28 protein-coding genes are annotated in these 23,062 nt (G+C 66.5%); 15 read left to right on the top strand and 13 right to left on the bottom strand.

All coding sequences use genetic code 11. The annotated features are described in order from the left end of the window. Positions 1-881: 881 nt before the first annotated feature. Genes ACXJLH_RS28840 through ACXJLH_RS28860 form a run of 5 tightly spaced genes read left to right on the top strand, consistent with a single transcriptional unit; the run spans position 882 to position 4,907 of the window. On the top strand, positions 882-2,264 hold the full coding sequence (locus ACXJLH_RS28840) for a CmpA/NrtA family ABC transporter substrate-binding protein (protein ID WP_457447874.1): 1,383 nt from the start codon (positions 882-884) through the stop codon (positions 2,262-2,264). Continuing rightward, a complete protein-coding gene (gene ntrB, locus ACXJLH_RS28845; protein ID WP_457447876.1) occupies positions 2,261-3,133 on the top strand; it encodes a nitrate ABC transporter permease in 873 nt (290 codons plus the stop codon). The genes ACXJLH_RS28840 and ntrB overlap by 4 nt, the downstream gene beginning before the upstream one ends. After that, the gene (locus tag ACXJLH_RS28850; protein ID WP_457447878.1) at positions 3,123-4,004 is read left to right on the top strand and encodes an ABC transporter ATP-binding protein; all 882 of its coding nucleotides are present in this window, start codon (positions 3,123-3,125) and stop codon (positions 4,002-4,004) included. Before ntrB ends, ACXJLH_RS28850 begins: the two co-directional genes overlap by 11 nt. Next, positions 4,001-4,444, top strand: a complete 444-nt coding sequence (cynS, locus tag ACXJLH_RS28855; protein WP_457323601.1) for a cyanase — start codon at positions 4,001-4,003, stop codon at positions 4,442-4,444. The genes ACXJLH_RS28850 and cynS overlap by 4 nt, the downstream gene beginning before the upstream one ends. A gap of 1 nt (position 4,445) precedes the next feature. After that, positions 4,446-4,907, top strand: a complete 462-nt coding sequence (locus ACXJLH_RS28860) for a nuclear transport factor 2 family protein (RefSeq protein WP_457447880.1) — start codon at positions 4,446-4,448, stop codon at positions 4,905-4,907. Here the strand turns inward: ACXJLH_RS28860 and ACXJLH_RS28865 are convergent. The 4 genes from ACXJLH_RS28865 to modB are packed head-to-tail and all read right to left on the bottom strand — an operon-like array spanning position 4,904 to position 7,807. Beyond that, a complete protein-coding gene (locus tag ACXJLH_RS28865; RefSeq protein ID WP_457447882.1) occupies positions 4,904-5,701 on the bottom strand; it encodes a TOBE domain-containing protein in 798 nt (265 codons plus the stop codon). The genes ACXJLH_RS28860 and ACXJLH_RS28865 overlap by 4 nt on opposite strands. Continuing rightward, positions 5,698-6,399 (bottom strand): ABC transporter ATP-binding protein, encoded by a 702-nt coding sequence (locus ACXJLH_RS28870; RefSeq protein WP_457447884.1) that lies wholly within the window; start codon positions 6,397-6,399, stop codon positions 5,698-5,700. Before ACXJLH_RS28870 ends, ACXJLH_RS28865 begins: the two co-directional genes overlap by 4 nt. Continuing rightward, positions 6,396-7,127, bottom strand: coding sequence for a molybdate ABC transporter substrate-binding protein (modA, locus tag ACXJLH_RS28875; protein WP_457447886.1), 732 nt, complete (start codon positions 7,125-7,127; stop codon positions 6,396-6,398). The genes ACXJLH_RS28870 and modA overlap by 4 nt, the downstream gene beginning before the upstream one ends. Then, positions 7,124-7,807: a molybdate ABC transporter permease subunit gene (modB, locus tag ACXJLH_RS28880; protein ID WP_457447888.1), complete on the bottom strand. Its 684-nt coding sequence runs from the start codon at positions 7,805-7,807 to the stop codon at positions 7,124-7,126. Before modB ends, modA begins: the two co-directional genes overlap by 4 nt. Before the next feature lie 84 nt (positions 7,808-7,891). Here modB and ACXJLH_RS28885 point away from each other — a divergent pair, with 84 nt between their 5' ends. Together ACXJLH_RS28885 and ACXJLH_RS28890 are read left to right on the top strand one after the other, a co-directional pair. Further along, complete coding sequence (locus ACXJLH_RS28885; protein ID WP_457447890.1) at positions 7,892-8,815, top strand: VTT domain-containing protein; 924 nt, start codon at positions 7,892-7,894, stop codon at positions 8,813-8,815. 102 nt (positions 8,816-8,917) lie between these two features. Next, positions 8,918-9,094 (top strand): hypothetical protein, encoded by a 177-nt coding sequence (locus ACXJLH_RS28890; RefSeq protein WP_157281608.1) that lies wholly within the window; start codon positions 8,918-8,920, stop codon positions 9,092-9,094. 59 nt (positions 9,095-9,153) lie between these two features. Here the strand turns inward: ACXJLH_RS28890 and ACXJLH_RS28895 are convergent, their stop codons facing one another. Further along, positions 9,154-9,789, bottom strand: a complete 636-nt coding sequence (locus ACXJLH_RS28895) for a response regulator (RefSeq protein ID WP_056197556.1) — start codon at positions 9,787-9,789, stop codon at positions 9,154-9,156. 189 nt (positions 9,790-9,978) lie between these two features. On the opposite strand from ACXJLH_RS28895, the gene ACXJLH_RS28900 reads away from it, so the two are divergent. The 4 genes from ACXJLH_RS28900 to ACXJLH_RS28915 are packed head-to-tail and all read left to right on the top strand — an operon-like array spanning position 9,979 to position 11,638. Beyond that, the gene (locus ACXJLH_RS28900) at positions 9,979-10,236 is read left to right on the top strand and encodes a hypothetical protein (RefSeq protein WP_457323593.1); all 258 of its coding nucleotides are present in this window, start codon (positions 9,979-9,981) and stop codon (positions 10,234-10,236) included. Beyond that, positions 10,233-10,697: a BON domain-containing protein gene (locus ACXJLH_RS28905; protein WP_056197552.1), complete on the top strand. Its 465-nt coding sequence runs from the start codon at positions 10,233-10,235 to the stop codon at positions 10,695-10,697. Before ACXJLH_RS28900 ends, ACXJLH_RS28905 begins: the two co-directional genes overlap by 4 nt. Further along, a complete protein-coding gene (locus tag ACXJLH_RS28910) occupies positions 10,690-11,226 on the top strand; it encodes a ferritin-like domain-containing protein (protein ID WP_457447892.1) in 537 nt (178 codons plus the stop codon). The genes ACXJLH_RS28905 and ACXJLH_RS28910 overlap by 8 nt, the downstream gene beginning before the upstream one ends. 13 nt (positions 11,227-11,239) lie before the next feature. Then, positions 11,240-11,638 (top strand): response regulator transcription factor, encoded by a 399-nt coding sequence (locus tag ACXJLH_RS28915; protein WP_056197549.1) that lies wholly within the window; start codon positions 11,240-11,242, stop codon positions 11,636-11,638. Between the two features lie 54 nt (positions 11,639-11,692). Here ACXJLH_RS28915 and ACXJLH_RS28920 read toward each other — a convergent pair whose 3' ends face one another. Continuing rightward, a complete protein-coding gene (locus tag ACXJLH_RS28920; protein WP_457356502.1) occupies positions 11,693-12,196 on the bottom strand; it encodes a hypothetical protein in 504 nt (167 codons plus the stop codon). 225 nt (positions 12,197-12,421) lie between these two features. Here ACXJLH_RS28920 and ACXJLH_RS28925 point away from each other — a divergent pair, with 225 nt between their 5' ends. Continuing rightward, positions 12,422-13,039, top strand: coding sequence for a BON domain-containing protein (locus ACXJLH_RS28925; RefSeq protein WP_056197545.1), 618 nt, complete (start codon positions 12,422-12,424; stop codon positions 13,037-13,039). A gap of 87 nt (positions 13,040-13,126) precedes the next feature. Here the strand turns inward: ACXJLH_RS28925 and ACXJLH_RS28930 are convergent, their stop codons facing one another. Next, entirely contained in the window at positions 13,127-13,675 is a 549-nt protein-coding gene (locus tag ACXJLH_RS28930) for a hypothetical protein (RefSeq protein ID WP_056199530.1), read from the bottom strand. A 178-nt stretch (positions 13,676-13,853) separates the two neighbouring features. Here ACXJLH_RS28930 and ACXJLH_RS28935 point away from each other — a divergent pair, with 178 nt between their 5' ends. The 3 genes from ACXJLH_RS28935 (at position 13,854) to ACXJLH_RS28945 (ending at position 16,486) form a co-directional block, all read left to right on the top strand. After that, positions 13,854-14,015, top strand: coding sequence for a hypothetical protein (locus ACXJLH_RS28935; protein WP_457447894.1), 162 nt, complete (start codon positions 13,854-13,856; stop codon positions 14,013-14,015). A 62-nt stretch (positions 14,016-14,077) separates the two neighbouring features. Further along, positions 14,078-14,869, top strand: coding sequence for a ThuA domain-containing protein (locus ACXJLH_RS28940; RefSeq protein WP_457447896.1), 792 nt, complete (start codon positions 14,078-14,080; stop codon positions 14,867-14,869). A 60-nt stretch (positions 14,870-14,929) separates the two neighbouring features. After that, the gene (locus ACXJLH_RS28945) at positions 14,930-16,486 is read left to right on the top strand and encodes a methyl-accepting chemotaxis protein (protein WP_457447898.1); all 1,557 of its coding nucleotides are present in this window, start codon (positions 14,930-14,932) and stop codon (positions 16,484-16,486) included. An 87-nt stretch (positions 16,487-16,573) separates the two neighbouring features. Here the strand turns inward: ACXJLH_RS28945 and ACXJLH_RS28950 are convergent, their stop codons facing one another. The 6 genes from ACXJLH_RS28950 to ACXJLH_RS28975 all read right to left on the bottom strand — a co-directional run. After that, positions 16,574-18,289 carry a hypothetical protein gene (locus tag ACXJLH_RS28950; RefSeq protein WP_157281599.1) on the bottom strand — a complete coding sequence of 572 codons (1,716 nt, stop codon included), beginning with the start codon at positions 18,287-18,289 and terminating at the stop codon, positions 16,574-16,576. Positions 18,290-18,559: 270 nt separating this feature from the next. Beyond that, positions 18,560-19,123 carry a hypothetical protein gene (locus ACXJLH_RS28955; RefSeq protein WP_457447900.1) on the bottom strand — a complete coding sequence of 188 codons (564 nt, stop codon included), beginning with the start codon at positions 19,121-19,123 and terminating at the stop codon, positions 18,560-18,562. Then, on the bottom strand, positions 19,120-20,562 hold the full coding sequence (locus ACXJLH_RS28960; RefSeq protein ID WP_457447902.1) for a nucleoside hydrolase-like domain-containing protein: 1,443 nt from the start codon (positions 20,560-20,562) through the stop codon (positions 19,120-19,122). The genes ACXJLH_RS28955 and ACXJLH_RS28960 overlap by 4 nt, the downstream gene beginning before the upstream one ends. An 11-nt stretch (positions 20,563-20,573) precedes the next feature. Continuing rightward, positions 20,574-21,491 (bottom strand): alpha/beta hydrolase, encoded by a 918-nt coding sequence (locus ACXJLH_RS28965; RefSeq protein ID WP_457447904.1) that lies wholly within the window; start codon positions 21,489-21,491, stop codon positions 20,574-20,576. A gap of 24 nt (positions 21,492-21,515) precedes the next feature. Continuing rightward, complete coding sequence (locus ACXJLH_RS28970; RefSeq protein ID WP_457447906.1) at positions 21,516-22,508, bottom strand: hypothetical protein; 993 nt, start codon at positions 22,506-22,508, stop codon at positions 21,516-21,518. 37 nt (positions 22,509-22,545) lie between these two features. Continuing rightward, positions 22,546-23,062: PA14 domain-containing protein (locus tag ACXJLH_RS28975; protein WP_457447908.1), on the bottom strand; the 517-nt coding region annotated here is incomplete at its 5' end.

Genomic DNA, 23,062 nt, shown 5'->3' on the forward strand with positions numbered 1-23,062 from the left:
TCGTTCTTGAAGCGCGCATCCAGTGCCGTCAGATCAAGCTCGTGCTCAACCAGGTAGTCCAGCGCGAAGGCGAAGCTGCCCGGCAAGATCTGTTCTGACAGCACCACCGGCAGCAACAGCGCGTGGCGATCACAGGGCTTGTAGCGGGGCATCGCGGGACTCCTGAACGAGTCCGCTCATTTGACGCACTAGGCGTCAAGAAATGAATCGGTGGCGACCCGACTTCAGGTTATTTGACAGCCTCAACGTAGAAGGTGAGCGGCGCCACGCAGTGGCGTCCGTTCTAGCGACTGGTTCTCTGGAGCTTTTGCGGGGCACATTCCGACGGGTTTCAACGCACCACTCTGTGCGCAAAACAGCCCTCGCAAGGCTGATACGTTCACGCTGCGTTGCTGGCTCGTCCGCACCAAGCCCGCTTGGGCGTGCGCGCCAGCTACGCAGCGCAAGCTAGCAGTTTTTCGACGCTGTATAAACATACAGTCTTTCGATTATCCTGTTAGGTTTTCTGTAGCAGAAGATCAAGGGAACGTGTTCTGTGGAGACAGGCGGCGCTGCCTAGGCAGGCGCGCTGCGCTCTAGATCGGCGCATTGCGGCGCAGGCAAGTGCTTGAATCAACACAGAAATTCTCCCGTTCCACTGCATTCCATACAGCATTAAATTTCCGTCAAAAGCGGCGCGCACTTACAAGTTCTCTGCTGTGCGTTTTGCTTGCCGTTGACGCCTGATGATGCCAGCGGCGCTGGCTCTCGCCCCGCCGCCGCCAACCGCTGCAGGCCCAGGTTTTCCCTGGTAGTTCCACCCCTACAAAAACTCGCCGCCCCTCACGATTCCCCAACGACGCACTGATTCCTAGAGTCGCTCCCATCCTGAGGAGCACTCGATGACCCACGATCCCTACGACGCCGACCGGCCTTTGCTGATGCATTGCGCCTGCGGCCAGCACACCAGCGCTGCTGACCATGCTGCTGCCGAACTGCGCGCACGCAGCGAAACGGCCGACTTCGAGGCCGAGTCCGCCAGCTTCGTCGAAGCCACGATCGTGAAGGCGCTGTTCCCGCAGGACGCACTGCGCCGCCGCTTCCTGAGGGCTGTCGGCCGCAACACCGCAATGGCCGCCATCGGCAGCGTGCTGCCGATCGCCTCGTTGCAGGCCATGGCGCAGGGCGGTCAAGGGGCGCTGGAGAAGAAGGACCTGAAGATCGGCTTCATCCCCATCACCTGTGCCACGCCGCTGATCATGGCGCACCCGCTCGGCTTCTATGCCAAGCTGGGGCTCAACGTGGAGGTGGTGAAGACGGCGGGCTGGGCGTTGATCCGCGACAAGATGATCAACAAGGAGTACGACGCGACGCACTTCCTGTCGCCGATGCCGCTGGCCATCAGCCTGGGCCTGGGCGCGCCGGCCACGGCGATGAACGTGGCGACCATCCAGAACACCAACGGCCAGGCCATCACGCTGAGCGTCAAGCACAAGGACAAGCGGGACCCGGCGAGCTGGAAGGGCTTCAAGTTCGCGGTGCCCTTCGAGTATTCGATGCACAACTTCCTGCTGCGCTACTACGTGGCGGAAGCGGGGCTGGACCCGGACCGCGACATCCAGATCCGCGTGGTGCCGCCACCCGAGATGGTGGCCAACCTGCGCGCCGGCAACATCGACGGCTTCCTGGGCCCGGACCCGTTCAACCAGCGCGCCGTGTACGAGGAGGTGGGCTTCATCCACCTGCTCACCAAGGAGCTGTGGAACGGCCACCCCTGCTGCGCCTTCGGCACGAGCACGGAGTTCATCCAGAAGAACCCCAACACCTTCATCGCGCTGTACCGCGCGGTGCTGACCGCCGCGGCCATGGCCCGCGAAGCCAAGAACCGCGAACTGATCGCCAAGGTCATCGCGCCGCAGGCCTATCTGAACCAACCCGAGACCGTCATCGCCCAAGTGCTGACGGGCAAGTTCGCCGATGGCCTGGGCAACGTCAAGGTCGTGCCGGACCGTGCCGATTTCGACCCCATGCCCTGGCAGAGCATGGCCGTGTGGATGCTCACGCAGATGAAGCGCTGGGGCTATCTGAAGGGCGACGTGAACTACAAGCAGATCGCCGAGAAGGTCTTCCTGCTGACCGATGCGCGCAAGCAGATGAAGGCGCTCGATCAGGCCGTGCCCGAGGACAAGACGGGCGGCTATCCGAAGTTCAAGGTGATGGGCAAGGAGTTCGACCCGACGAAGCCGGATGCCTACATCAACAGCTTCGCGATCAAACGCACATGAAGCCCTCGCTTGCTTTCCGCGCCGGCCTGCTGTCTCTGCTGCTGCTTGGCTGTCTGCTCGGCCTGTGGCACCTGGCCACTCTGGGCAGCGGCGCCAGCGCCGCGCCCACGGCTGCCATGACACCCGAGCAGATCGAATACGCCAAGCTGATGGGCAAGCCCGTCGACGCGACGCCGGCGGCTGCGAAGAGCGGCTTCCCGACGCTGGCGCAGATGGGCCGCACGGTCGTTCACCACCTGTCCGAACCCTTCTACGACCGCGGCCCCAACGACAAGGGCATCGGCCTGCAGCTGGCCTATTCGCTAGGCCGCGTGGGCCTGGGCTATCTGCTGGCAGCGCTGGTCGCCATCCCACTGGGCTTCGTCATCGGCATGAGCCCGCTGATCTACCGCGCGCTGGACCCGTTCATCCAGGTGCTCAAGCCCATCTCGCCGCTGGCCTGGATGCCGTTGGCGCTCTACACGATCAAGGACTCGGCGGCGAGCGGCATCTTCGTGATCTTCATCTGCAGCCTGTGGCCGATGCTGATCAACACGGCTTTCGGCGTGGCCGGCGTGCGGCGCGAGTGGCTGAACGTGGCGCGCACGCTGGAGGTGAGCCCGCTGCGCCGTGCCTTCGAGGTCATCCTGCCGGCGGCGGCGCCCACCATCCTGACGGGCATGCGCATCAGCATGGGCATCGCCTGGCTGGTCATCGTCGCGGCCGAGATGCTGGTCGGCGGCACGGGCATTGGCTACTTCGTCTGGAACGAGTGGAACAACCTGAGCCTGCCCAACGTCATCTTCGCCATCCTCGTCATCGGCCTCGTCGGCATGGCGCTGGACCTGCTGTTTGCCCGCGCGCAGAAGGCCGTGACCTATGTCGACTGAACTCGTCCAAGTGCAGGGCCTGGCCAAGCGCTATGGCGACGCGACCGTCTTCGATCACGTCAACTTCACACTGACCGAAGGCGAGTTCGTCTGCATCATCGGCCACAGCGGCTGCGGCAAGACGACCATCCTCAACGTGTTGGCCGGGCTGGAGCAGGCGAGCGACGGCCATGTCTTCATGGCGCAGCGCGAAGTGAACGCGCCAGGGTTGGAGCGCGGTGTCGTCTTCCAGGGCCATGCGCTGATGCCGTGGCTCACCGTGCGTCAGAACATCGCCTTCGCGGTACGCAGCAAGTGGCCCGGATGGAAGCGCGCCGAGGTCGATGCGCAGGTCGAGAAGTACGTCGCCCTCGTCGGCCTGACGCCGGCGTTGGACAAGAAGCCCAGCCAGCTGTCCGGCGGCATGAAGCAGCGCGTGGGCATCGCCCGCGCCTTCGCCATCGAGCCGCGCATGCTGCTGCTGGACGAGCCCTTCGGCGCGCTGGACGCGCTGACGCGCGGCACCATCCAGGACGAGCTGCTGAAGATCTGCGCCGCCACGCGCCAGACGGTCTTCATGATCACGCATGACGTGGACGAAGCCATCCTGCTGGCCGACCGCATCCTGCTGATGGCCAACGGCCCGCAGGCGCGCGTGGCGGAGATCGTCGTCAACACGATGAGCCGTGACCGCCAGCGCGCGTCGCTGCACCACGACCCGCAGTTCTATCGGATCCGCAACCACCTCGTCGACTTCCTCGTCGAGCGCAGCGCCACGCTGTCGCACGGCCGGGCGCCCGAGCACCCGCCTGAGGTGCGGCCGGGTCTTGCGCAGACCGCTGAAATCCTTTCCCTCGACACCCACCCCGCCATTCACAGGAGCACCGCATGAGCCGCCTCGAAGTCACCGAAAAGATCATCGCCACCAAGGTTGCCAAAGGCATCAAGTGGGCCGACGTGGCCACTGAGCTCGGCCTCAGCAAGGAGTGGGTCACCGCCGGCTGCCTGGGCCAGATGACCTTCAACGAAGAGCAGGCGGCCAAGCTGGCCAAGGTCTTCGACCTGACCGAGTGTGAGACGCAGTGGCTCAAGGTCGTGCCCTACAAGGGGAGCCTGCCGACCAGCGTGCCCACCGACCCGCTGATCTACCGCTTCTACGAGCTGATCAGCGTCTACGGCACGACCTTCAAGGAGCTGATCCACGAAGAGTTCGGCGACGGCATCATGAGCGCCATCGACTTCAAGATGGACTTGCAGCGCGAGCCGAACGCGGCCGGCGACCGCGTCAACATCGTCATGAGCGGCAAGTTCCTTGGCTACAAAACCTACTGACATGAAGCCGCCGCTTCCACCCTTCACGCCAGAGTCCGCGGTGCAGAAAGTGCGCCTGGCCGAAGACGCCTGGAACAGCCGTGACCCCGACCGCGTCGTCGGCGTCTACACGGACGACACGGTCTGGCGCAACCGAGCCGAGTTCCCGGTCGGCCGCGAGCAGGTGCATGGCTTTCTCGTGCGCAAGTGGGCGCGCGAGCTGGACTACCGCCTCATCAAGGAGCTGTGGGCCTTCAGCGACCACCGCATCGCTGTGCGCTTTGCCTACGAGTGGCACGACGACTCCGGCCACTGGTACCGCAGCTATGGCAACGAGAACTGGGAGTTCACCGCAGAGGGCCTGATGCGGCGGCGCTTTGCCAGCATCAATGACCTGCCCATTGCGACATCGGCGCGGCTGTTCTTCTGGCCGCTGGGCCGGAGGCCGGATGAGCATCCGAGCCTGAGTGACCTGGGGCTCTAGGCGCGGACGGCCAGCATCACCGCGTAGGCCTTGAACACTGCCGTCGCCGCTTGCCCCACCGCCAGCGCCAGGCCGTCGACCGCGTCATTGGTGACGCTCGCCGTGACAACCGTGCCGCCCGGCAGCGTCACGCCGATCAGCGACGACACCGCGCCACGCTCCACACGTGACACGGTGCCGGCCAACTGATTGCGTGCCGACAGCTTGTAGCCACCGAAGTCCGTCACCAGCACGACCTCGCTGGACTTCACGAGGGCCAGTGCCTCCTTGCCCGTCTGCACCTGCAACTCCTGCGCGGCCTCGGTCGTCAGCGAGGCGGTGACATGCTGGCCGCCGTCCAGCGCGACGCGCACCGTCGTCGTGGCCGGGCCGGGGTTCACGCCCGAGATGCGGCCGAAGAACTGGTTGCGGGCGGTGGTCTTCATGCTCATCCTTTTCAGCAGCGCGTCGAGCGCCGGTTGGGTGGCCAGCCAGGCGGCCTGTTCGTGCAGGAAGGCGGTGTGTCGGGCCTGAAGTTCACGCCAGGCGGCGAGCAGGGCATCGCCCTCGGCAGTCAGTCGCGTGCCGCCGCCACCGGCGCCACCCGTGGCCTTGTCGACCAGCGGTGAGTGCGTCAGCGCCGTGGCCGCATCCAGTACCAGCCAGGCGCCCTTGTAGCTGTAGCCGGCGGCGCGGGCGGCCTTCTGCAGCGAGCCAGTCAGCGCGAGAGCCGCGAGCAGGTCGAAGAAGCGGCCGTCCAGCCGGCCGGCCAGGCGCAACTCGCCTTGCAGCAGCGGGTGGTCTGGGGTGCTCATAGCAGTCGGGCGCGCAGCTCGGGGTCGTCGGCCTGCAGCCGCTGGCTGACCTGGCCGCCCTCGACCAGCACGATCTCGTCGGCCAGCGTCAGCACGTCGTCGGCATCGTGGCTGACCATGACGGCCGGGATGCCCCATTGCGCTAGCACGCGCTGCAGCTCAGCGCGCAATTCGCGGCGCAGCGCGCTGTGCAGGGCGGCGAAGGGTTCGTCCAGCAACAGCACGTTGGGGTTGCAGGCCAGCGCCCGGGCCAGCGCCACGCGTTGCTGCTGGCCGCCGGAGAGCGTGGCCGGTTTGCTGCGCGCCATGGCCGTGAGGCCGAAGGATTCGATCAGCTCGTCCACCCGCGCCGCGTCCTCGGGCTTCAGCCGCTTGCGCCAGTTCGTCAGACCGAAGGCGATGTTGTCGCGCACGCTGAGGTGGGGGAACAGGGCGTAGTGCTGGAAGAGGTAGCCCACGCCGCGCGCCTCGGGGGGCAGGTTGACGCCGGCGGCAATGTCCAGCAACGCGCGGCCGTTCAAGCGCACGTGGCCGGCACGCACTGGCAGCAGCCCGGCCATGGCCTGCAGCGTCAGCGACTTGCCGGCGCCCGATGGGCCGTAGAGGGCGATGAAGGGCGCATCGGTCGCGAAGGCAATGTCGAGGTCAAAGCGGCGCCGGGCGTCGCTGACTGAAAGTTGCAGGCGAACGTCGATCAAGGTTTGCCGAAACCGTACTTGGCCAGGATGCCCTGGGCTTCGGCCCCGCCGAGGAAGGCGACGAAGTCTCGCGCCAACGCGGCCTGCCGGCTGCCCGCCACGACGGCGGCCGGGTAGGTGATGGGCGTGTGGCCGCCGACCGCCGCGACCACGCGCAGCTTGTCCTTGGCGATCTCGGCGTCGGTGCGGTAGACGAAGCCGGCTTCCACCTCGCCGCGAGCGACGTAGTCCAGCACCTGGCGCACGTTGTCGGCGAAGACAAGCTTGGGGCTCAACGCCGACCAGAGCTGTGCGGTCCCCAGGGCCTGCTGCGTGTATCGGCCCACGGGTACGGAGGCCACCTTGCCAACCGCGATGCGCTTTACGGCGGGCAAGGTCAGGTCGGTCACGCGCTTGACGGGGCTGTCCGGCGGCGCCACCAGTACCAGCGTGTTGCTCGCGAAGTCGCGGCGAGTGCCGGTGGCGATGAGCTGTTGGTCGGCACTGCGGTTCATCGTCTCCTGGTCGGCGCTGACGAAGACGTCCACCGGTGCGCCCTGGGCAATCTGCTGCAGCAGCACGCCCGAGGCGGCGAAGTTGAAGCGCAGCGTCGCGCCAGGCTTGACCGCTTCGAAGCGCGGGGCGATCTCCTTGAAGGCGTCGGTCAGGCTGGCGGCGGCCGAGACGGTGAGTTGCTGAGCCGAGGCCAGCAAGGGAAGGGCGGTCAACAGGAGCAGCAGGCGCTTCATGACGGCGAGCGTTGCAGAAAGCGGTTGGACAGCACGAGGATGGCAACCGAGAGGGCTGACACGACGAGGGCGAGCATCAGCGCCAGGTCGTCGCGACCGGCCTGCACGGCGTCGTAGATGGCCATGGAGGCGGTCTGGGTCTGGCCCGGAATGGAGCCCGCCACCATCAGCGAGGCGCCGAACTCGCCCATCGCACGGGCGAAGGCCAGCAGCGTGCCGGCGAGGATGCCGGGCCAGGCCAGCGGCAGCGTCACGCGCAGGAAGGTGCTCCAGCCCGACTGGCGCAGCGTGCGCGCGGCGGCTTCAAGGTTGCGGTCGACCTGGGAGAAGGCGCTGCTGGCGCCCTTGAGCACCAGCGGCAGGGCCACCAGCGTCGAGGCGATGACGGCGCCGTGCCAGTTGAAGATGATGGTGTAGTCGAAGTGTTCGCGCAGCCAGCCACCGAGCACGCTGCGCCGACCCATCAGCACGAGGATGCCGTAACCCAGCACGGTCGGCGGTAGCACCAGCGGCAGCATGCAGATGGCCTCCAGCAGACCCCGGCCCGGGAGCCTGGTGCGCGCGAACACCCAGCCCAGGGCGACGCCCAGCACCAGGGCCAGCGCCGTTGCGACGACGGCCACGCGCAGCGTCAGCGCCAGCGGCGCGGCGTCGAACTGGCTCCAGAGGTCGGTTGGCATGGTGGCGTAATGTAATCAACTACATCACGAATGGCCGGCCGAAGCGTGGACAGGCCACGGCGCACTATGCTGTCAAGCAACATCATGGACCTGCTGATCGATCTCTTTGCCCGCTACGGCCTGCTTGCCGTGGCCGTCGCCGTGCTGCTGCACCAGCTCGGCGCGCCGCTGCCGTCCACGCCCCTGCTGCTGCTGCTGGGCGCGGAGTCAGCGGCACGCGAGGGCTTCGCGTTGCGTGCCTTCACCGCGATCACGCTGGCCGCGATGCTGGCCAATGTGCTTTGGTTCTGGGCCGGCCGGCGCCTGGGGCGGCGTGTGCTGGCGGCGCTGTGCCGCATTTCCATCTCGCCGGACAGCTGCGTGCGCCAGAACGAGATCAGCTTCGCCCGTCGCGGCGTGCTGACCCTGCTCATTGCCAAGTTCGTGCCGGGGCTGTCCATGCTGGCGCCGCCGCTGGCCGGCGCCCTGGGCATGACGGCGGGGCGCTTCCTGACCTGGAACCTGCTCGGCTCGGCCCTCTGGGCCGCGGCGGGCCTGGCGGCTGGCCGCGTCTTCCATGCGCAGATCGATGCCGTGCTGCGTGAGCTGAGCCAGTTGGGCGGCGCCGCCCTGGCCCTCGGCGCCGCGGTCGTGGCCGCCTATCTCGGCTGGCGGTTGTGGCGGCGCGCCGCCGTTCGACGCGAGCTGAGCCGCCTGGAGCGCCTCGATCCCGCGGACGTGTTGGCGCTGATGCAGCAGGGCAGCAATATCGTTTTCGTCGACGTGCGCGGCGCGCCGCTGGCCAGCCGCCTTCCCGGCGCGCGCCATCTCGACCTCGGTGCCCTGGGCGACGCGGCCCTGGTGGGCTGGCCGTTGGAGGCGGAGTTCATCACCTATTGCGCCTGTCCCAACGATGTGTCTGCCGCGCGCGCCGCGCAGTGGTTGAAGGCCAGGGGCCACCAGGCCCGTGTGCTGCGCGGCGGCATCGACGCCTGGGCGCAGGCCGGCCATGCCCTCGAAACGGCATGAATTCATGTTCGGCCGGCATTGAGTGGTGGGTGTTGGATCTGGTATTTACCCTACAATCGGGTTTACCCTAGATCGACGAGCGGGCCACGAGCCCAAACCACCATGAGCCTGATCCAAAACTTGCTGCAATCTCTGCGCACCGCGCTGACCGTTGACACCGTCTCCGACGTCGAAGAGCGCTATCTGTCCAGCGCCATTGACCACGCCGACCTCGAGCGCCGCATTGCAACCCAATCGCGTGCCTCCATGTCGATGGCACCGATGAACATCGGTCGCTGAGCCAAGCCGGCTTCGCAAAAACGGCCCCGTCAGGGGCCGTTGTCGTTTCCGGGCTGCGCTTACTGGATCAGGCCGTTCTTCAGCGCGTAGTAGGTCAGGTCGCTGTTGGTCTCGAGCTTGATCTTCTCCAGCACCCGGGTGCGGTAGGTGCTGACGGTCTTGACGCTGAGGAACATGGCCTTGGCCATGTCGCCCACCGTCTCTCCCTTGGCCAGGCGCAGGAAGACCTGCAGTTCACGCTCCGACAGCGACTCGTGCAGCGGCCGGTCGGAGCCGCCCCCGGCGACGCCGTCGGCCAGCAACTCGGCCACGGCCGGGCTGATGTAGCGCCGGCCGCGCGCGACGGTGCGGATGGCGTTGGCGATCTCCTCCGGATCGCACTCCTTGTTCAGGTAACCGCTGGCGCCCTGGCGCAGCAGCGCCGTGGCGTAGTGCGTCTCGGGGAAGCCGCTGAGGATGAGGATGGGCAGCTCGGGGAAGCGGGTCTTGATGGCCGACAAGGCATCCACGCCGCTCTGCCCGGGCATGGAGATGTCCATCAACAAGACATCGACCTCGCCGGTGCGCGCCAGCTCGAGCGCGTCGCGGCCGTTGCCGGCCTCGCCTGTCACGCGCAGGTCGACGTTTTCGCCGAGGAACTGACGCAGGCCGGACCGCACGATGGCGTGGTCGTCAACGATGCCAATGCGAATCATGTTGCGCTCCGAATCAGTTGTGATAACGAGTAAAGCGTAGCGAGGGCAAACGGCGTGCGCGATCAGCGCTGTCCTACAAGGGGTATAGGCCGGCCGCTTGTCCTACGGGCCCACACGAATGTGGCCGGTAGCCAGAGCCATCGGTTTTTTGCAAAGTCGGCTCAGGTCACGCAGACCATGGAGCGAGTGATGAAAACCCTGGCCGATACCTTGGCCCGTCTCCTCCCGCCGCTTTGGCTCGTGCTGGCCCTCAGCGCCGCACTTGGCGCCGCCTTGCTGACGGCCTTTGTCGACCTCCTTCAACAGAACGTTCGCCGTGGCGAGGAGATGCGCCACTGGCAACGAGTCGGCGTTGTCCGACACCCGATAGGCGCCGTGGCTGCCGCCGCGCCGCAGGCGCAGCCGCCACAGTTGCCCACATCGTTTTCCCAACACCTTCAGCGATGAAGAAAGGACGCATGATGAACCGCATCCCCACCCCCCGCACGCCGCTGATTGCCGCCCTGGCCCTGGTCGCCGCCCTGGCCGCCTGCAGCAAGCAGAACGACGAACGCACTGCCGGCCAGAAGCTTGACGGCGCAATCGCCGACGCCAAGCAGGCCGGTAACGAGGCCAAGACCGATGCCCGCCAAGCCGTGGACAAGGCGGAGACCAAGCTGAAGGACGCGACTGCGGCCGCTGCTGACGCCGCCACCGACGCGACCATCGTCACCAAGATCAACGCCGCGCTGATGGCCGATGACAGGCTCAAGGCCACCAAGATCGACGTGCGAGCCGAGGACGGCCGCGTCACGCTGGTCGGTACGGCCCCCGACGCCGGCTCGCAGGCTCGCGCGACGACGCTGGCCTCCGCCGTGAACGGTGTCCGCTCAGTGGACAACCAGCTCGTGGTGGCACGCAATGGTTGACAAGCAAAGGCCTCTGCAACTGGATGAGGCCGGCCTGGAGGCGGCGCGCGGTCATCTCGATGATGGCGCGGTCACGCCGGCCTACGGGCCGTGGCGTGAAGACATCGTCAGCCTCCTCAACGGTGCTTTGGCCACCGAGCTGATCTGCGTGCTGCGCTACCGCCGGCACCACTTCATGGCCTCGGGGCTGGAGTCGCCCAGCATTGCCGCGGAATTTCTCGTCCATGCCGATGCGGAACTGGGCCATGCCGACCGGCTGGCCGAGCGCATCGTGCAGCTGGGCGGCGAACCCGACTTCAACCCTGTGGGCCTGCCAGAGCGTAGCCACGCGGACTATGACCCGGTCAACGACCTCAAGGCCATGATCAGATCCAACCTCATCGCGGAGCGCGTGGCCGTCGAAAGCTACCGCCAGATGATCCATCTGGTCGGTGACAAGGATTCCACGACCCGGCGCCTGCTGGAGGACATCCTGGCTGACGAGGAAGAGCACGCCGACGAGTTGAAGGACTGGATGGCGCGTGCCTGAACTGGAGTTATCCATGCCCGTGTTGCGCGCGTTTCTCGTCGAGAACAGCCCGGTGATCCGCGAGAACCTGGCGGGCACGCTCGAGGAAATGGCCAACGTCGAAGTCATCGGCAGCGCCGGCGATGAGGAGTCGGCCGTGCATTGGATGAGCCGAGAGGCCGCCCAGAAGGCCGATGTGGTCATCGTCGATATCTTCCTGAATTCCGGCAACGGTCTGGGCGTGCTGCGTGCGGCTCAGCGTTTGGGCATGGCGGCGCGCCGCATCGTGCTGACCAATTACGCGACCGAGGACATGCGCCGCCGGTGCGCCACACTGGGCGCAGAGCGCGTGTTCGATAAGTGCCGCCAGCTCGACGAACTGATCAACTATTGCGCCGATCTGGCTGCCGGGCGATCTCCGCAGCTGGCGTAGTCAACCCAACCGACGGTCGATGACAGGTGGGCGCTGAGGCGCCCGCTTTGCTGTTCACCAGGTCGCTGAATAGCTGAGCATGACGCGGCGGGCCTGCGGGCGCAACGTCAGCCGGCTTTGTGAACTCAGCTGGTACGAGAACGCACCGCGCAAGCCAGTCAAGCCTTCTCCCTTTGGGCGTTCGAAAGCCATGCGCGATGCCCAGCCGCTGTCACGCTGCCAGACCGGTGTTTCCACACCGCCGCTCAACCTGGTGTTGAAGTTGTAGCTGACGCCAGCCCACAGGGCCTCGCGCACGGCAGCTTGCGGCCCGAGCTGCGCGGGTGAGCGAAGTTGCTGTTCGAGCCCCAGCTGATAGCGCCAGCGCGAGCGTTCGCGCTGGCGACTAAGCCATTGCGGGTCGCGCCAGTTCAGCTCGGGGTCCGATGCGTATTGCGGCGTCGCTTGGCTGGCCAGACCGATACCAGCGCCCATACCGCTACTGGCTGGCACGCCCTGGGCATGAACACCCTGGACGAGAGACAGGCCGAGCAGCGGGAAGAGCAGGCGGAGATTCATGGCGCAGCACTTCAAGGTTTGGTGAGTCGGATGATGGGTGGTGAGCTTCGTCGGCGGTGTCGGCCTGCGGCAGTAGCAGCTATCGGACAACGGGAAGCCCGCATGCACGCGCCGATGCAGTGGCGCGCGGTCCTACAGCCTGCGACTGCACTCGCTGACGGGTGGGGCCATGGCCGCCAGTCAGACTTGCAGCGTGAGGCCCACCGGGCCCGTCAGGAGATCGCCATGAAACCCGTCACAAGCCCCCACGCCGACGACTGGCGCGCCCGTCTGCCGGCTTATGGTGAGTCCACCGATCCTGCCGTCGCACCGCCCGTACGCCGCTTGCGCGACGACGAGAGGCCTCGCAGGCGCTCTAGCGCTGGCGCCTGGCTCCTCGCACTGGGCCTGGGCGCCGCTATCACGGCGATCACCGTTGCCACCCTGCAAGACTCCCGCACCCCGGGCACCCAGCTTGACGACGCGATTGCGAGCGTGCGCAACTTCGGTCATCGCATCGGTCAAACGGTGACGGATTCTCAGAACGCGGCCGTCGAGGCCTCGCGCAGTGCCGTGGACGGCGTTGGCACGGCCATCGATGACACGGGCATCAGTCTCAAGGTCAAGACGGCGCTTGCTGCCGACCCGGCCCTCAGCGCGCCGCGCATCGAGGTGACGACGACAGGCGGCATCGTGCGTCTGGAAGGCCCGGCCCCCGATGCGGCCGCCAAGGAGCGCGCCACGGTGCTGGCCGGAGCCCCACAGGGCGTGCGTGGCGTGGATAACCGCCTGACTCTGCCGCAGGCAGGGCGCGTGGTCGCGGTGGCGGACGGCATGCCCGCCGCGGCCAGTGCGGCGCATTGAACGTTTCTCCAGGTGCGAAAACGCCGGCTCTCGAGCCGGCGTTTTTTCGTCATGCCACCGCTGCGGTATCGCAGCGGTGGCGCCTCATCACTGGAAGTAGCGGGCCTTGGCGCTGGCCTGGCAGCTGTCCTTGGCGTCGCCCGATAGCGAATCGCAGCGTTCGTTGGCGACCTTGTAGTCGGCCTTCAGCTTGGTCTCAAGCGCATCTGACTGCGCGGACGCGACCGCCTTGTTGGCCTTCAGGTCGGCCTTGGCCTTGTCATGCTCGGCCTTGGCTTCGGCGACGCAGACGTCCTTGGCATTGCCGGACTTGTCATCGCACATTTCCTTGGCCAGCTTGTAGCGTGCCTCGTAGCGAGACTCCAGGTAATCGTTGTGATCCTTGACCGTGCCGGTGTACTGGTATTCGAGGTTGGCCAGGGCGACCTTTTCATGAGCCTTGGCGCGCTCGACGCACACGTCCTTGGCATTGCCCGCAAGGGAACCGCATTTGTCGCGCTCGGCCTTGAACATGGCCTTGACCTCATCCTTGGCTTGCGAATAGACCGGCTTGGTCAGATTGGCCGAAGCCGCGCCGGCGAGGCCGACCAGTGCGAGGGCACACAAAAGACGGGAGGTGCGGATTTGCTTCGTCATGGGGATCTCCTTTGGCTTGATGGGTGGCAGCGTCATGCCTTCAACAAGGCAGGTGCCACGCCGCTGAGCTTAGGAATCCACCCGTGCCGGCCGTGTCGGCGTCACGGCCCTGCAAAGGTCGGACGAGGCCGCGTGGGCGAAGCCCGGGTGAGGCCTTGAGTAATGCTCATGCTTCTGGGTGGCGCTCATCCGCCTCGCCTGCTCGTTCGTGATGGGCCTGCTGGTGTGCAGGATGACGCTGCGCCGCCGCATTCCCTTCGCCTTCGCCGCGCTGTCATTCGATGCGTCGGTCACACTGCCCGCCGCCGCCGCCGCCGCCGCCGCCGAAAGCCGAAGCTGAGACCGTCCGATGCCAGAGCGGGGACGGCGGCCTCTGAATCTCACCCAATTGGAGATTGACCGATGAAATGCTTTATCTGGCTCACATGCCTCGCCGCCATGGCTTGCGGGGTGGTCACCGACGCCCTGGCCGCGCCGCCCAAGAAGCTCCTCATCGTCACGACGACGATGGGCTTTCGCCACAGCTCCATCGAGACGGCGGAACGCGTGCTGGCGTCGCTCGGACAGTCGTCCGGCTCGTTTGACGTGGAGCTGGCGGCCGTCACGCCCGTCGAAGGCACCGCTGCGGCGGTCTACGCCGAGCAGGTCAGAACCATGCTGGAGCGCAAGCTGAATCCTGCGGCGCTGAAGCGCTACGACGGCATCGTCTTCGCCAGCACCACGGGCGAACTGCCACTGCCCGACAAGGAGGCCTTCATCCAGTGGATCAGGGACGGCGGCGCCTTCATCGGCATCCACAGCGCCACCGACACCCTGCACGCCTACCGCCCCTACATCGACATGCTGGGCGGCGAGTTCGACTATCACCGCGAGCAGGTGAGCATCGAAGCCCTCAACCGCGGCGCCTCGCACCCGGCGAACCGCCATCTGCCCGCCACCTGGACCCTTGATGGCAAGCTTGAGGAGATCTACGTCTTCAAGAACCATGACCCCGCTGGCGTGCGCGATCTGCTCGTGCTGGATCGGCATCCGAACACCCACGCGCCCGGGCACTTTCCGATTTCCTGGTGCCGGAACTTCGGCAAGGGCCGGGTGTTCTACACAGCGCTGGGCCACAACGAGCATGTGTGGCTCATGCCAGCCTTCCAAAGTCACGTGCTGGGCGGCATCGCGTGGGCACTGGGGCTCAAGTAGTCGTATAAATCGGTGGTCTGGCGATGCAGACCAGTTCTCTCATACCAACAGGAGGCGGCCATGAAAGCTGCGACAGACTGGAAGATTGGGACCCGTCTGACAGCGGGATTTGCAATGGTCATCGCGTTGCTGGCCGCGCTGGCCATCATCGGCGTGACGAAGATCAACGCGGTGAATGGCAGCACCGAAATCATCCTGCACGACCGTTTCGTCAAGGTGTCGCTGGCTCACCTCATCGAGAACGAGGTGAACGCGCAGCTGCGAGCCATCAGGACGGCATTGATCGCCTCCGACAAAGGGGTTGTCGACAAGGAGCTGGCCAAGATCGAGGCCTCCGTGCCCGTGGTGAACGACGCCATCCAGAAGCTGACGGCTACCGTGCACAGCGAGCGGGGCCGAGCGGCCTTGCAGGCGCTGGTCGACGGCCGGGCGAAATTCAAGGAACACCAGGCGCCTCTGATTGAAATGATCAAGGCCGGAAAGGTCGAGGACGGGCGCACAGAACTCATCACCGGCATCCTGCCGGTGCAAGGCGTCTATCTGCATGCGGTCGAGGAGTTCGCCAAGTCCCAGACCGAGAGCATGGAGCAGTTTGGCGCCGAGGCCAAGGAAACCGCCGCTGCAGCGAAGTTCCTCATGATCCTGCTGTCGGCTGTCGCCGTGGGCCTTGCAACCCTGATCGCCGTCTTGCTGAGCCGTTCAATCACGAGGCCGATCGCCGAGGCGCTGCACGTCGCCGAGACCGTTGCGTCCGGTGACTTGACCTCGGAGATCAAGTCGCATGGCCGGGACGAAACGGGCCAACTGCTGCTGGCGCTGCATTCGATGAATCAGAGCCTGGTGCGCATCGTGGATCAGGTGCGCCTGAGCAGCGAATCGATCGCGACGGGTTCGCAGGAAATCGCCACCGGCAGCGCGGACCTGTCCCAGCGCACTGAAGAGCAGGCCTCCAATCTGGAGGAGACCGCTTCGTCGATGGAGGAGCTCACGGCCACCGTTCAGCGCAGCGCTGCGTCCGCGCGTGAGGCCGCTGCATTGGCTGGTGCCGCCAGCAAGGTGGCGACGCGAGGCGGCGCGGTCGTCTCGGAGGTGGTCACGACCATGGGGAACATCAGTGCCAGCTCGCGCAAGATTGCCGACATCACCGGCGTGATCGACGGCATCGCCTTTCAGACCAATATCCTGGCCCTGAACGCCGCCGTCGAGGCTGCGCGAGCGGGCGAGCATGGCCGCGGATTCGCGGTTGTTGCGGGCGAGGTGCGCACGTTGGCACAGCGTGCCGCGACCGCGGCCAAGGAAATCAAGGTATTGATCGGCGAGAGCGTGGAGCGGGTGGATGCCGGCGTGCGGCTCGTCGAAGGTGCAGGCGTGACGATGGAAGAGATCGTGCGCAACGTGCAGCAGGTCGCGACGCTGATTGCAGAGATCGGCGCCGCCGCGGACCAGCAGAGCGTTGGCATCGGAGAGGTCAGCAACGCCGTGAACCAGCTGGATCAGGTGACCCAGCAGAACGCGGCGCTGGTGGAGGAATCGGCGGCTGCCGCGGATAGCCTGAGTCAGCAGGCGCGGCGCCTGACCGAGGTGGTTGGCGTGTTCAAGCTTGGAACTGGGCAGTGAGGGCGTAACGACTGAGGATCGGCAAGCGGGCCCCGTCCGCGACCGCTCAGGTGCGCGACCGGTACCTGCAGCGCCATGTTCGCAGCCCTACTTCTTCCGGTTGCCGCCGCTGAGGTCACTTGCCGGTTGCCCGGCCTTGCCTTGCTGCTCCTGCGTGGCTTTGATGAAGGGTTGCGCCATCTCCAGGGCGTAGCTGAGTTCCACCTTTTGCATCACGCTTTCCTTGTCGACCGTCCACTCCTTGAAGGGCGCGTCGGGCACGGAGTCGCGGCGCATCTCGGCGAGGATGTCGCCACGGGTTACGCCTGCGTTGAGGCGACCCTGCCACTGCCTGGCCCATTGAGCCGTGGGCTCGTCGCGCATGTTCTGTACTAGCGAAACGAGAGTCTGGTGTGCCTCGTCTGCATTGCCGGCATAGGCGTAGGCCAGCGCTGCGGAACGCGCGAGCGCGTCGACTTCGCGCGCGGTCTGCCAGGCCGAGATGACACCCTGCAGCGCAGCACTGTCTGGGGCATCCGTGGCGGCCACTTCGGTCTTGAAGACGGCCAAGGCAGCTTCAGGCGATTGCGGATTCAAGCCGCGGGCGCGCTGCAGATGGCCCTGGGCGGCCTGGAGATAGGCGCGCCTGGCATCACCCTCGTTGCGCTCGGCCAGGCGCAGATTAGCCATGCCCAACAGATACCGGGCCTCGAAGTTGGCGTCATCCCCTTGCAGGACGGCATTCAGCGCCGGCAAGGCTTCCTGCGGGTTCCCCCAGTCGATCTGCGCCCGGCTCAAGGTGAGGCGGGCCAGGTCGTCGTTCGGGAACTGCACCGCCAGGCCGGCGACCTTCTTCAGCAGCGCCTCCCCGGCTGGTCGGCTCGGGCACGCCTTCAAGGCGGCATCCGCCAGCACGAATTCGCCCGCCGCGCGGGGCAGCGCATGGAACCTCAGCCGTGCAGCCGGAAGGGATGGTTGTGCCACCCGCAGGGCCTCCATGCCCCGAAGGCCATACCGCCACATCACCGCGCTGATCTCGGATGCCTTGACGTTGTAGGCCCGTTCAAAGGCCGTCGTCGGGGAAGCGCCGCGGTCGACGAGCCCGAGATACCGGTTCAGGCGCTTGCGCCTGTCTTCCGACGACAGCATGTAGTGCGTCAACAGCCAGGACTTCGCCTCGAACTCCAGGCGCACGCCAGCGTCGCCGGCGTAGTTGTGGGCGTTGGCGAGCCTGTGTTGCAGGACGTCGTCGTATTCGAGGCTGTACCTTCGGCCGTCATCGATGAACTTCAGGTAGCGGGCGATGGCTTTCGGTGTTCGACCCACCACCATCTGCTTTTCCGAGAACCGCACTGCGGAGAAGTACTGCGCGAAGCCATCGATGAACGACGTCGGGGTGCGGATGTCCGTATGGCGATAGAGAAAGTGCCGCGCATACGCCTCGAAGACATAGGACAGCGTGTCGTTCAGCGGGGATTTGTCCAGCTGCTCGTCGCGGAGGCTGGGGACGCGTTCCAGATGCACCCCGAACCCCTGGACGCCGGAGGTGCAGCTGCTGTACAGGCCCACGGCATCGGCCGGCACGCTGGCGTCGATCTCACCCAGGGCAGAGGCGCGGCTGTGGTAGTACAGCGTCAGCTTGGGTTCCGGCTGTTCGGCCTGGCGCAGGGGCTGGGTGTAGATGCGCAGCAGATGGTCGAGCTTCTCCAGGTTGTCCAGCAGCTGGGTGACGTCTTCCTGGCTGGCATCGGAGTACACGACGAAGCGCTGGCTTTCGGCCCGGAACCACGCGGAGAGGTCGCCCCTCTTGCCGGCCACCACCACGCGCGGTTCCAGATTCGTCGGGCCGGATTGCTGGGCGCCAGCGGAGCAGGCCGACAGCAGACAGAGGGCGGCAGCGAGCGTGTTCGCCCAGGGTCCGTTGCGCATGGGAAATTCCTTTTCGATGTGTGAGAGGCGAGTGAGACGCCGCGGGTCCGATTTTCGTCGTCAGCGCGCGGCGGAATCACTGCCGCTGTTGTCTTTACTCGACTTCGCGTCTGTACGAAGGTCTGGTTAGCGACAGCAGAGAAGGGTGGCGCCAGGCGGTGGCCCTCAAGGCGTGCACAGGAACGGTTTCGCCGCTGTTGCCGCGACCGTGGGGGCCGTCTCCATTTGTGCAACCAGCTTTGGCAGGGCTTGCGCCAGTGCGGCGCGATCCTGCGCGGTGTCGCGGCGCAGCGTGACGCTGTCGTTGTCACCGAGGACAAAGTTGCCGATGTACATGGCACGACCTGCAGGCAATAGGAATGCCTGGTCCTTCGCAGCGAACCTGCCGCCGTTGAAGGCGCTGTAGATGTAGTGGCCCGGGGGCACGTCAAAGGCGAAGAAACGAGTCGGGCCTGGGACGCCGGGCGCGTTGGCCTCGATCCGGTTGTACGAAAAGCAATTGCCCGTGATCTTCTGCTGGGTCACGTCGTACTGATCCAGGACCACCCCGAACCGTTCGAAGCGCCAGGGGCGATCAACCGTGACGCCGACCACGGCGATGGCGCGCTCACCGTGCGGATCCAGCGCCGCGCCGTCGTAGGGCTTGGCTGCGTTGATCACGCATCCCGTCAACCAGCCGGTCGCGGCGAGGGCGAGCCAGCGCGCCGCGTGGCGTTGTCGACGCGTCATGGGGCCTTCGGCTCGATGTGCAGGATGACGCGCTGGTAGCGGGTGAGGGCGGGCGTGCCCTTGTCGGTGACCTGCACGATGACGTGCGCCGTGGCCGGCGCGTCCACCTCGGGTGTGCGCAGGCCGATGCGGGCCTGGACTTCGGTGCCCAGCGGCAGCGGGGCTTTCAGCGTGCCGGCCTCGGGGTAGGCCAGCCACAGGAAGCTCAGGCTGTCGCCGTCGGGGTCGCTGCTGGGGCTGGCGTCGAGGGTGACCCAGTCGCCGCCGCGTACATGCAGCTCGGTGGCATGGGCCAGGCGCACGACCGGCGCGTGGTTGGCCTCGGCAGGCGCACGCGTCGTCCACAGCAGGCGGGCGGCGAAGTCGTTCTGGATGGCCTCGCGCCAGCGCCACAGCGTCACGAGCGCATCGTTGAACTCACGCTCCCCGGCCTTGACGGGGCGGCCGTAGGCTGCAGGAACAACGGGCCGGAAGCGATCCACGGCATTGGTCCAGATCGGGCGCGTCTCGGTCTCGACGGGCACGCCGCCGGTGAAGCCGTCCGGGTCGGTGTCCTCGCGGCGCGGGGTGTAGAGCTCGTAGCGCCCGCCCCAGCCGCCCCAGTTCGGGTGCTCGGGCGCGTTCAAGCCGTTGGGAATGAGGCCGAGGAAGGAGGGCGTGTCGCCTTCCATGCCGTAGGCGATGTCGGGGTAGGCGGCGCCCAGCGGGCCGTGGCCCTGCTGGATGTTGCGGACGATCCAGGCGTTGCTGACGTGCTGGTTGTCGATGCCCTCGATCTCGCGGTGGATCGCGGCCCAGGTGGGGCGCGCATAGCTGCCGGGGCTGACGATGTAGAAGAGGCCCGGGAACTCGCGGCGCAGCCAGGCGCCGCTGTCGTCCTGGTCGGAGATGGTGTAGACGCGCAGGCGGCTGACGGCCGCGTCGACGGCTGCTTTCGGGCGCGTGCGCTTCAAGCTGTGCAGGGCCTGCGCCAACGTGTTAGCCCCGCCCCAGACGCTGACCCACAGCGGGCGGGGGTCGGGCCGATCGAGTTCGCGCAGCAGCAGCTCGGAGCCAGGGCTGTCGCGCCCGTCACCGATGGCCTGCAGGCCGTAGCCGGGCTGCCCCGTCACGACGCGAGCCAGCAGCTGCGCGGCATCGGGGTAGGCGCGGTCGTGCTGGCGCAGCCTTGGCAGCACCTGGGCGTAGTGCTGGATCAACCGTTTGATCGACTCGGGATGCACGCCCTGCTTCATGTGCACCGAGGTCGTGGCCACGAGGCCGCGCAACTCGATGTCGTTGGCGTAGAGCAGCAGCCGCACGAGGGACTGGGTGTCGTCGGGCTCGTTCTCGATGTCGGTGAGGACGACGAGGCGCGGTTTGACGAGTGGTGGTTCGGCCACGGCGATGCCCGGCAGGGCGAGCAGGCCGATCAGCAGGGTGATGCAGAGTCTGAGCACCGGTCCAGGCCTCAGCGGAACAGGCGCTGCGCGAAGTGGAAGAGGTTCTCGGCCCAGCTGTCGCGGTCGTGGCCGGATTCGTCGACGTTCCAGAGGTGCGGGACGTCCCCGGCCTTCAGCGCACGGTGCACGCCCTGGGAGACGTTGATCAGCCCGTCCTTGTTGCCGCAGGACAGGTAGAGCAGCGCGAGCTGGCGCCGGGCGGCAGCGGGGTCGGGCAGCAATTCGGCGGCGGGCTTGGTGTTGGGCGCGGAGGAGAAGCCGCCGACCCAGGCAAAGGTGTCGAGGTGGGCCAGGCCGAAGTTCAGCGCCTGGCCGCCGCCCATGGACAGCCCGGCCAGCGCGCGCTGCTTGCGGTCGCCCGAGGCCGAGTACTTCGCTTCGACGGCTGGGATCAGGAACTCCAGCAGGTCGCGCTCGAACTTGGCAAAGCCAGCGGCGTTCTCCGCCGTGAACACGCGGTCTGCGGGCGGCGAGCGGTCGTCGGGCAGCGCGCGGCCATTGGGCATCACGACGATCATCGGCAGCGCCCTGCCGTCGGCGATCAAGTTGTCCAGCACGTTGGGCGCCCGCACATAGCCGCGCCATTCATGCTCGTTGCCGCCAATGCCGTGCAGCAGGTAGAGCACGGGGTAGCGTCGCTCGGCCGAATAGCCCGGCGGCAGATAGACGCTGGCCTTGCGCTGCGTGCCGGTCACGCCCGAGGCGTAGCTCAGTTCCTCGATGCGGCCGGCCACCACGCCGGGCCTGGCGTCGGCGAAGCCGGCGGGTGGCGCGGGGAAGGCACGCACGTCGTCGTCGGCGAGCGTGATCGTGCGGTCGAAATTGGCGCGCGCCCGGTCTGGCGTGACGGTCTCGACGCCTTGCGCCCAGGCGGCGGTGGCGAGTGCCAACAGGGCGATGGCGGCCAGTGTCTTGGTGTGTTGCATTTGGAGTGGTTGGGTCAGGGGTGATCAGCTCTTGCGCCCCATGCGCCAGCCGTCGACCACCGCCTTGGTTAGCAGATTGGCCTCGCGTTGCTGCGTGGCGGTGAGGGGCGCTGGCGGGTTCATCTGCGATACCGCATCAATTATTTTTTCCATCACCTTTGCCATGCCCGGCATACGCTCTTCCTGGATCTGCAGATAGGCATTTTTGTAGCCGCTACGGTGTGTCGGCGTGATGCCCAGGTCGCGCGCCATATCGCCGGATACCATGACAAGCGACATCAGCGTGTCAGGGTCGCCGGTCGCAGCGGCTACGAACACATCGTGCTGCAGCTTGCCAATGAGCGCCGGATCCGCCTTGCCCTTGGCGTCGGGCGACTCCAGCGATTGCAGATAGGCCATCGCCGCTCCTGCAGCACCGCCCTCATAGGCTTTTTGCAGGAGCTCACCGCTGCGCGCCAGCGTGGCGGCGTCAAAGACCTGGCAGCGACGCTGCTCGCGCTGGGCGTTGGTGATCGTCTCGTTGCTCACGCCCTCCTCGCCGCCCATGTCCTTGAGCGCCTTCTTGACATTGGCTGGCATCAGGTCCGGTTGATCGCGGAGGGCGAAGAGGGCTTCCGGGACCTTGGACATCATTGAGCAATGCTGAAGCGTCTGGGCCGCTTTCAGCGCATCCTCCGCAGTCCCGCCGTTCAGGCCCAGCTGCACCTTGCGCAGCGACTCGGTCGGCGATTCGCCTTCGGGCGGTGCTGCGACATTGGCGCGACCGGGCAGCACGGGCCTGCTCGCGGCAGGCGTCGGTACTGCCTGGACCGCGACGGCTGCGGCGCTGGCTGCTTCGGCTGGTGTTGCGAGCGCTGCGGGCATTACGGGCGCCGAAGCCTGCACGGCAACCGGTGCTTCGCCGGCCGGCTTGTGACCGTACAGCCAGGCAGCGGCGCCGCCGGCAAGCAGCAGCACCGCGGCGCCCACCGCATTGCGCGTTCGGTGGCTGGCCTGATCCTTCTGTGTCTTCTTCATCTTGTGTTCTCCCTGGGACCGTCGAATGTCGCCGTGCCTACTGCGGGGCCGAGGCGGCTGCGGCTGCGGCCGGCGGGCGCCCGAGCAGCCGGCGGGGGATGTACTGGTAGTCCTTGCCGTCTGGCTTCTTCCAACCCAGGATCAGCGCGAGACCGTAGCCAGGCCCCTGGAAGTAGCGCACACGGAAATTGCGCAAACCCTTGGCCAGCTTCACGGTTTCCATCAGCGGATAAGCCGCATGGATGCCGTCGTTGTTGATCACCTCCACGTCATCGATGGTGAGGATGGCCCCATCATCAGACAGCAGCATGAGGTCCATGGTGAGGTCCTGCGGCATGTTGACGGTGAAGCGGATGTCCAGCCCGAACCATTCGTTCATGTCCAGGCCAGGGAAGCCCTCGCGGTGGTCGCGCGGCGTGATGTCGAGCTGGGCCAGGCAAACGGTCTTGATAGGTTTGCGCCGGCGCATTTCGTTCACCGACTTGGTGTCCGGTCGGAGGCGGTAGACCTCGGCCACCATCGGCCGGTCCGGTGAGTCCGCGCATTCCTCAAAC

Source organism: Roseateles sp. P5_E4, from assembly GCF_054049255.1.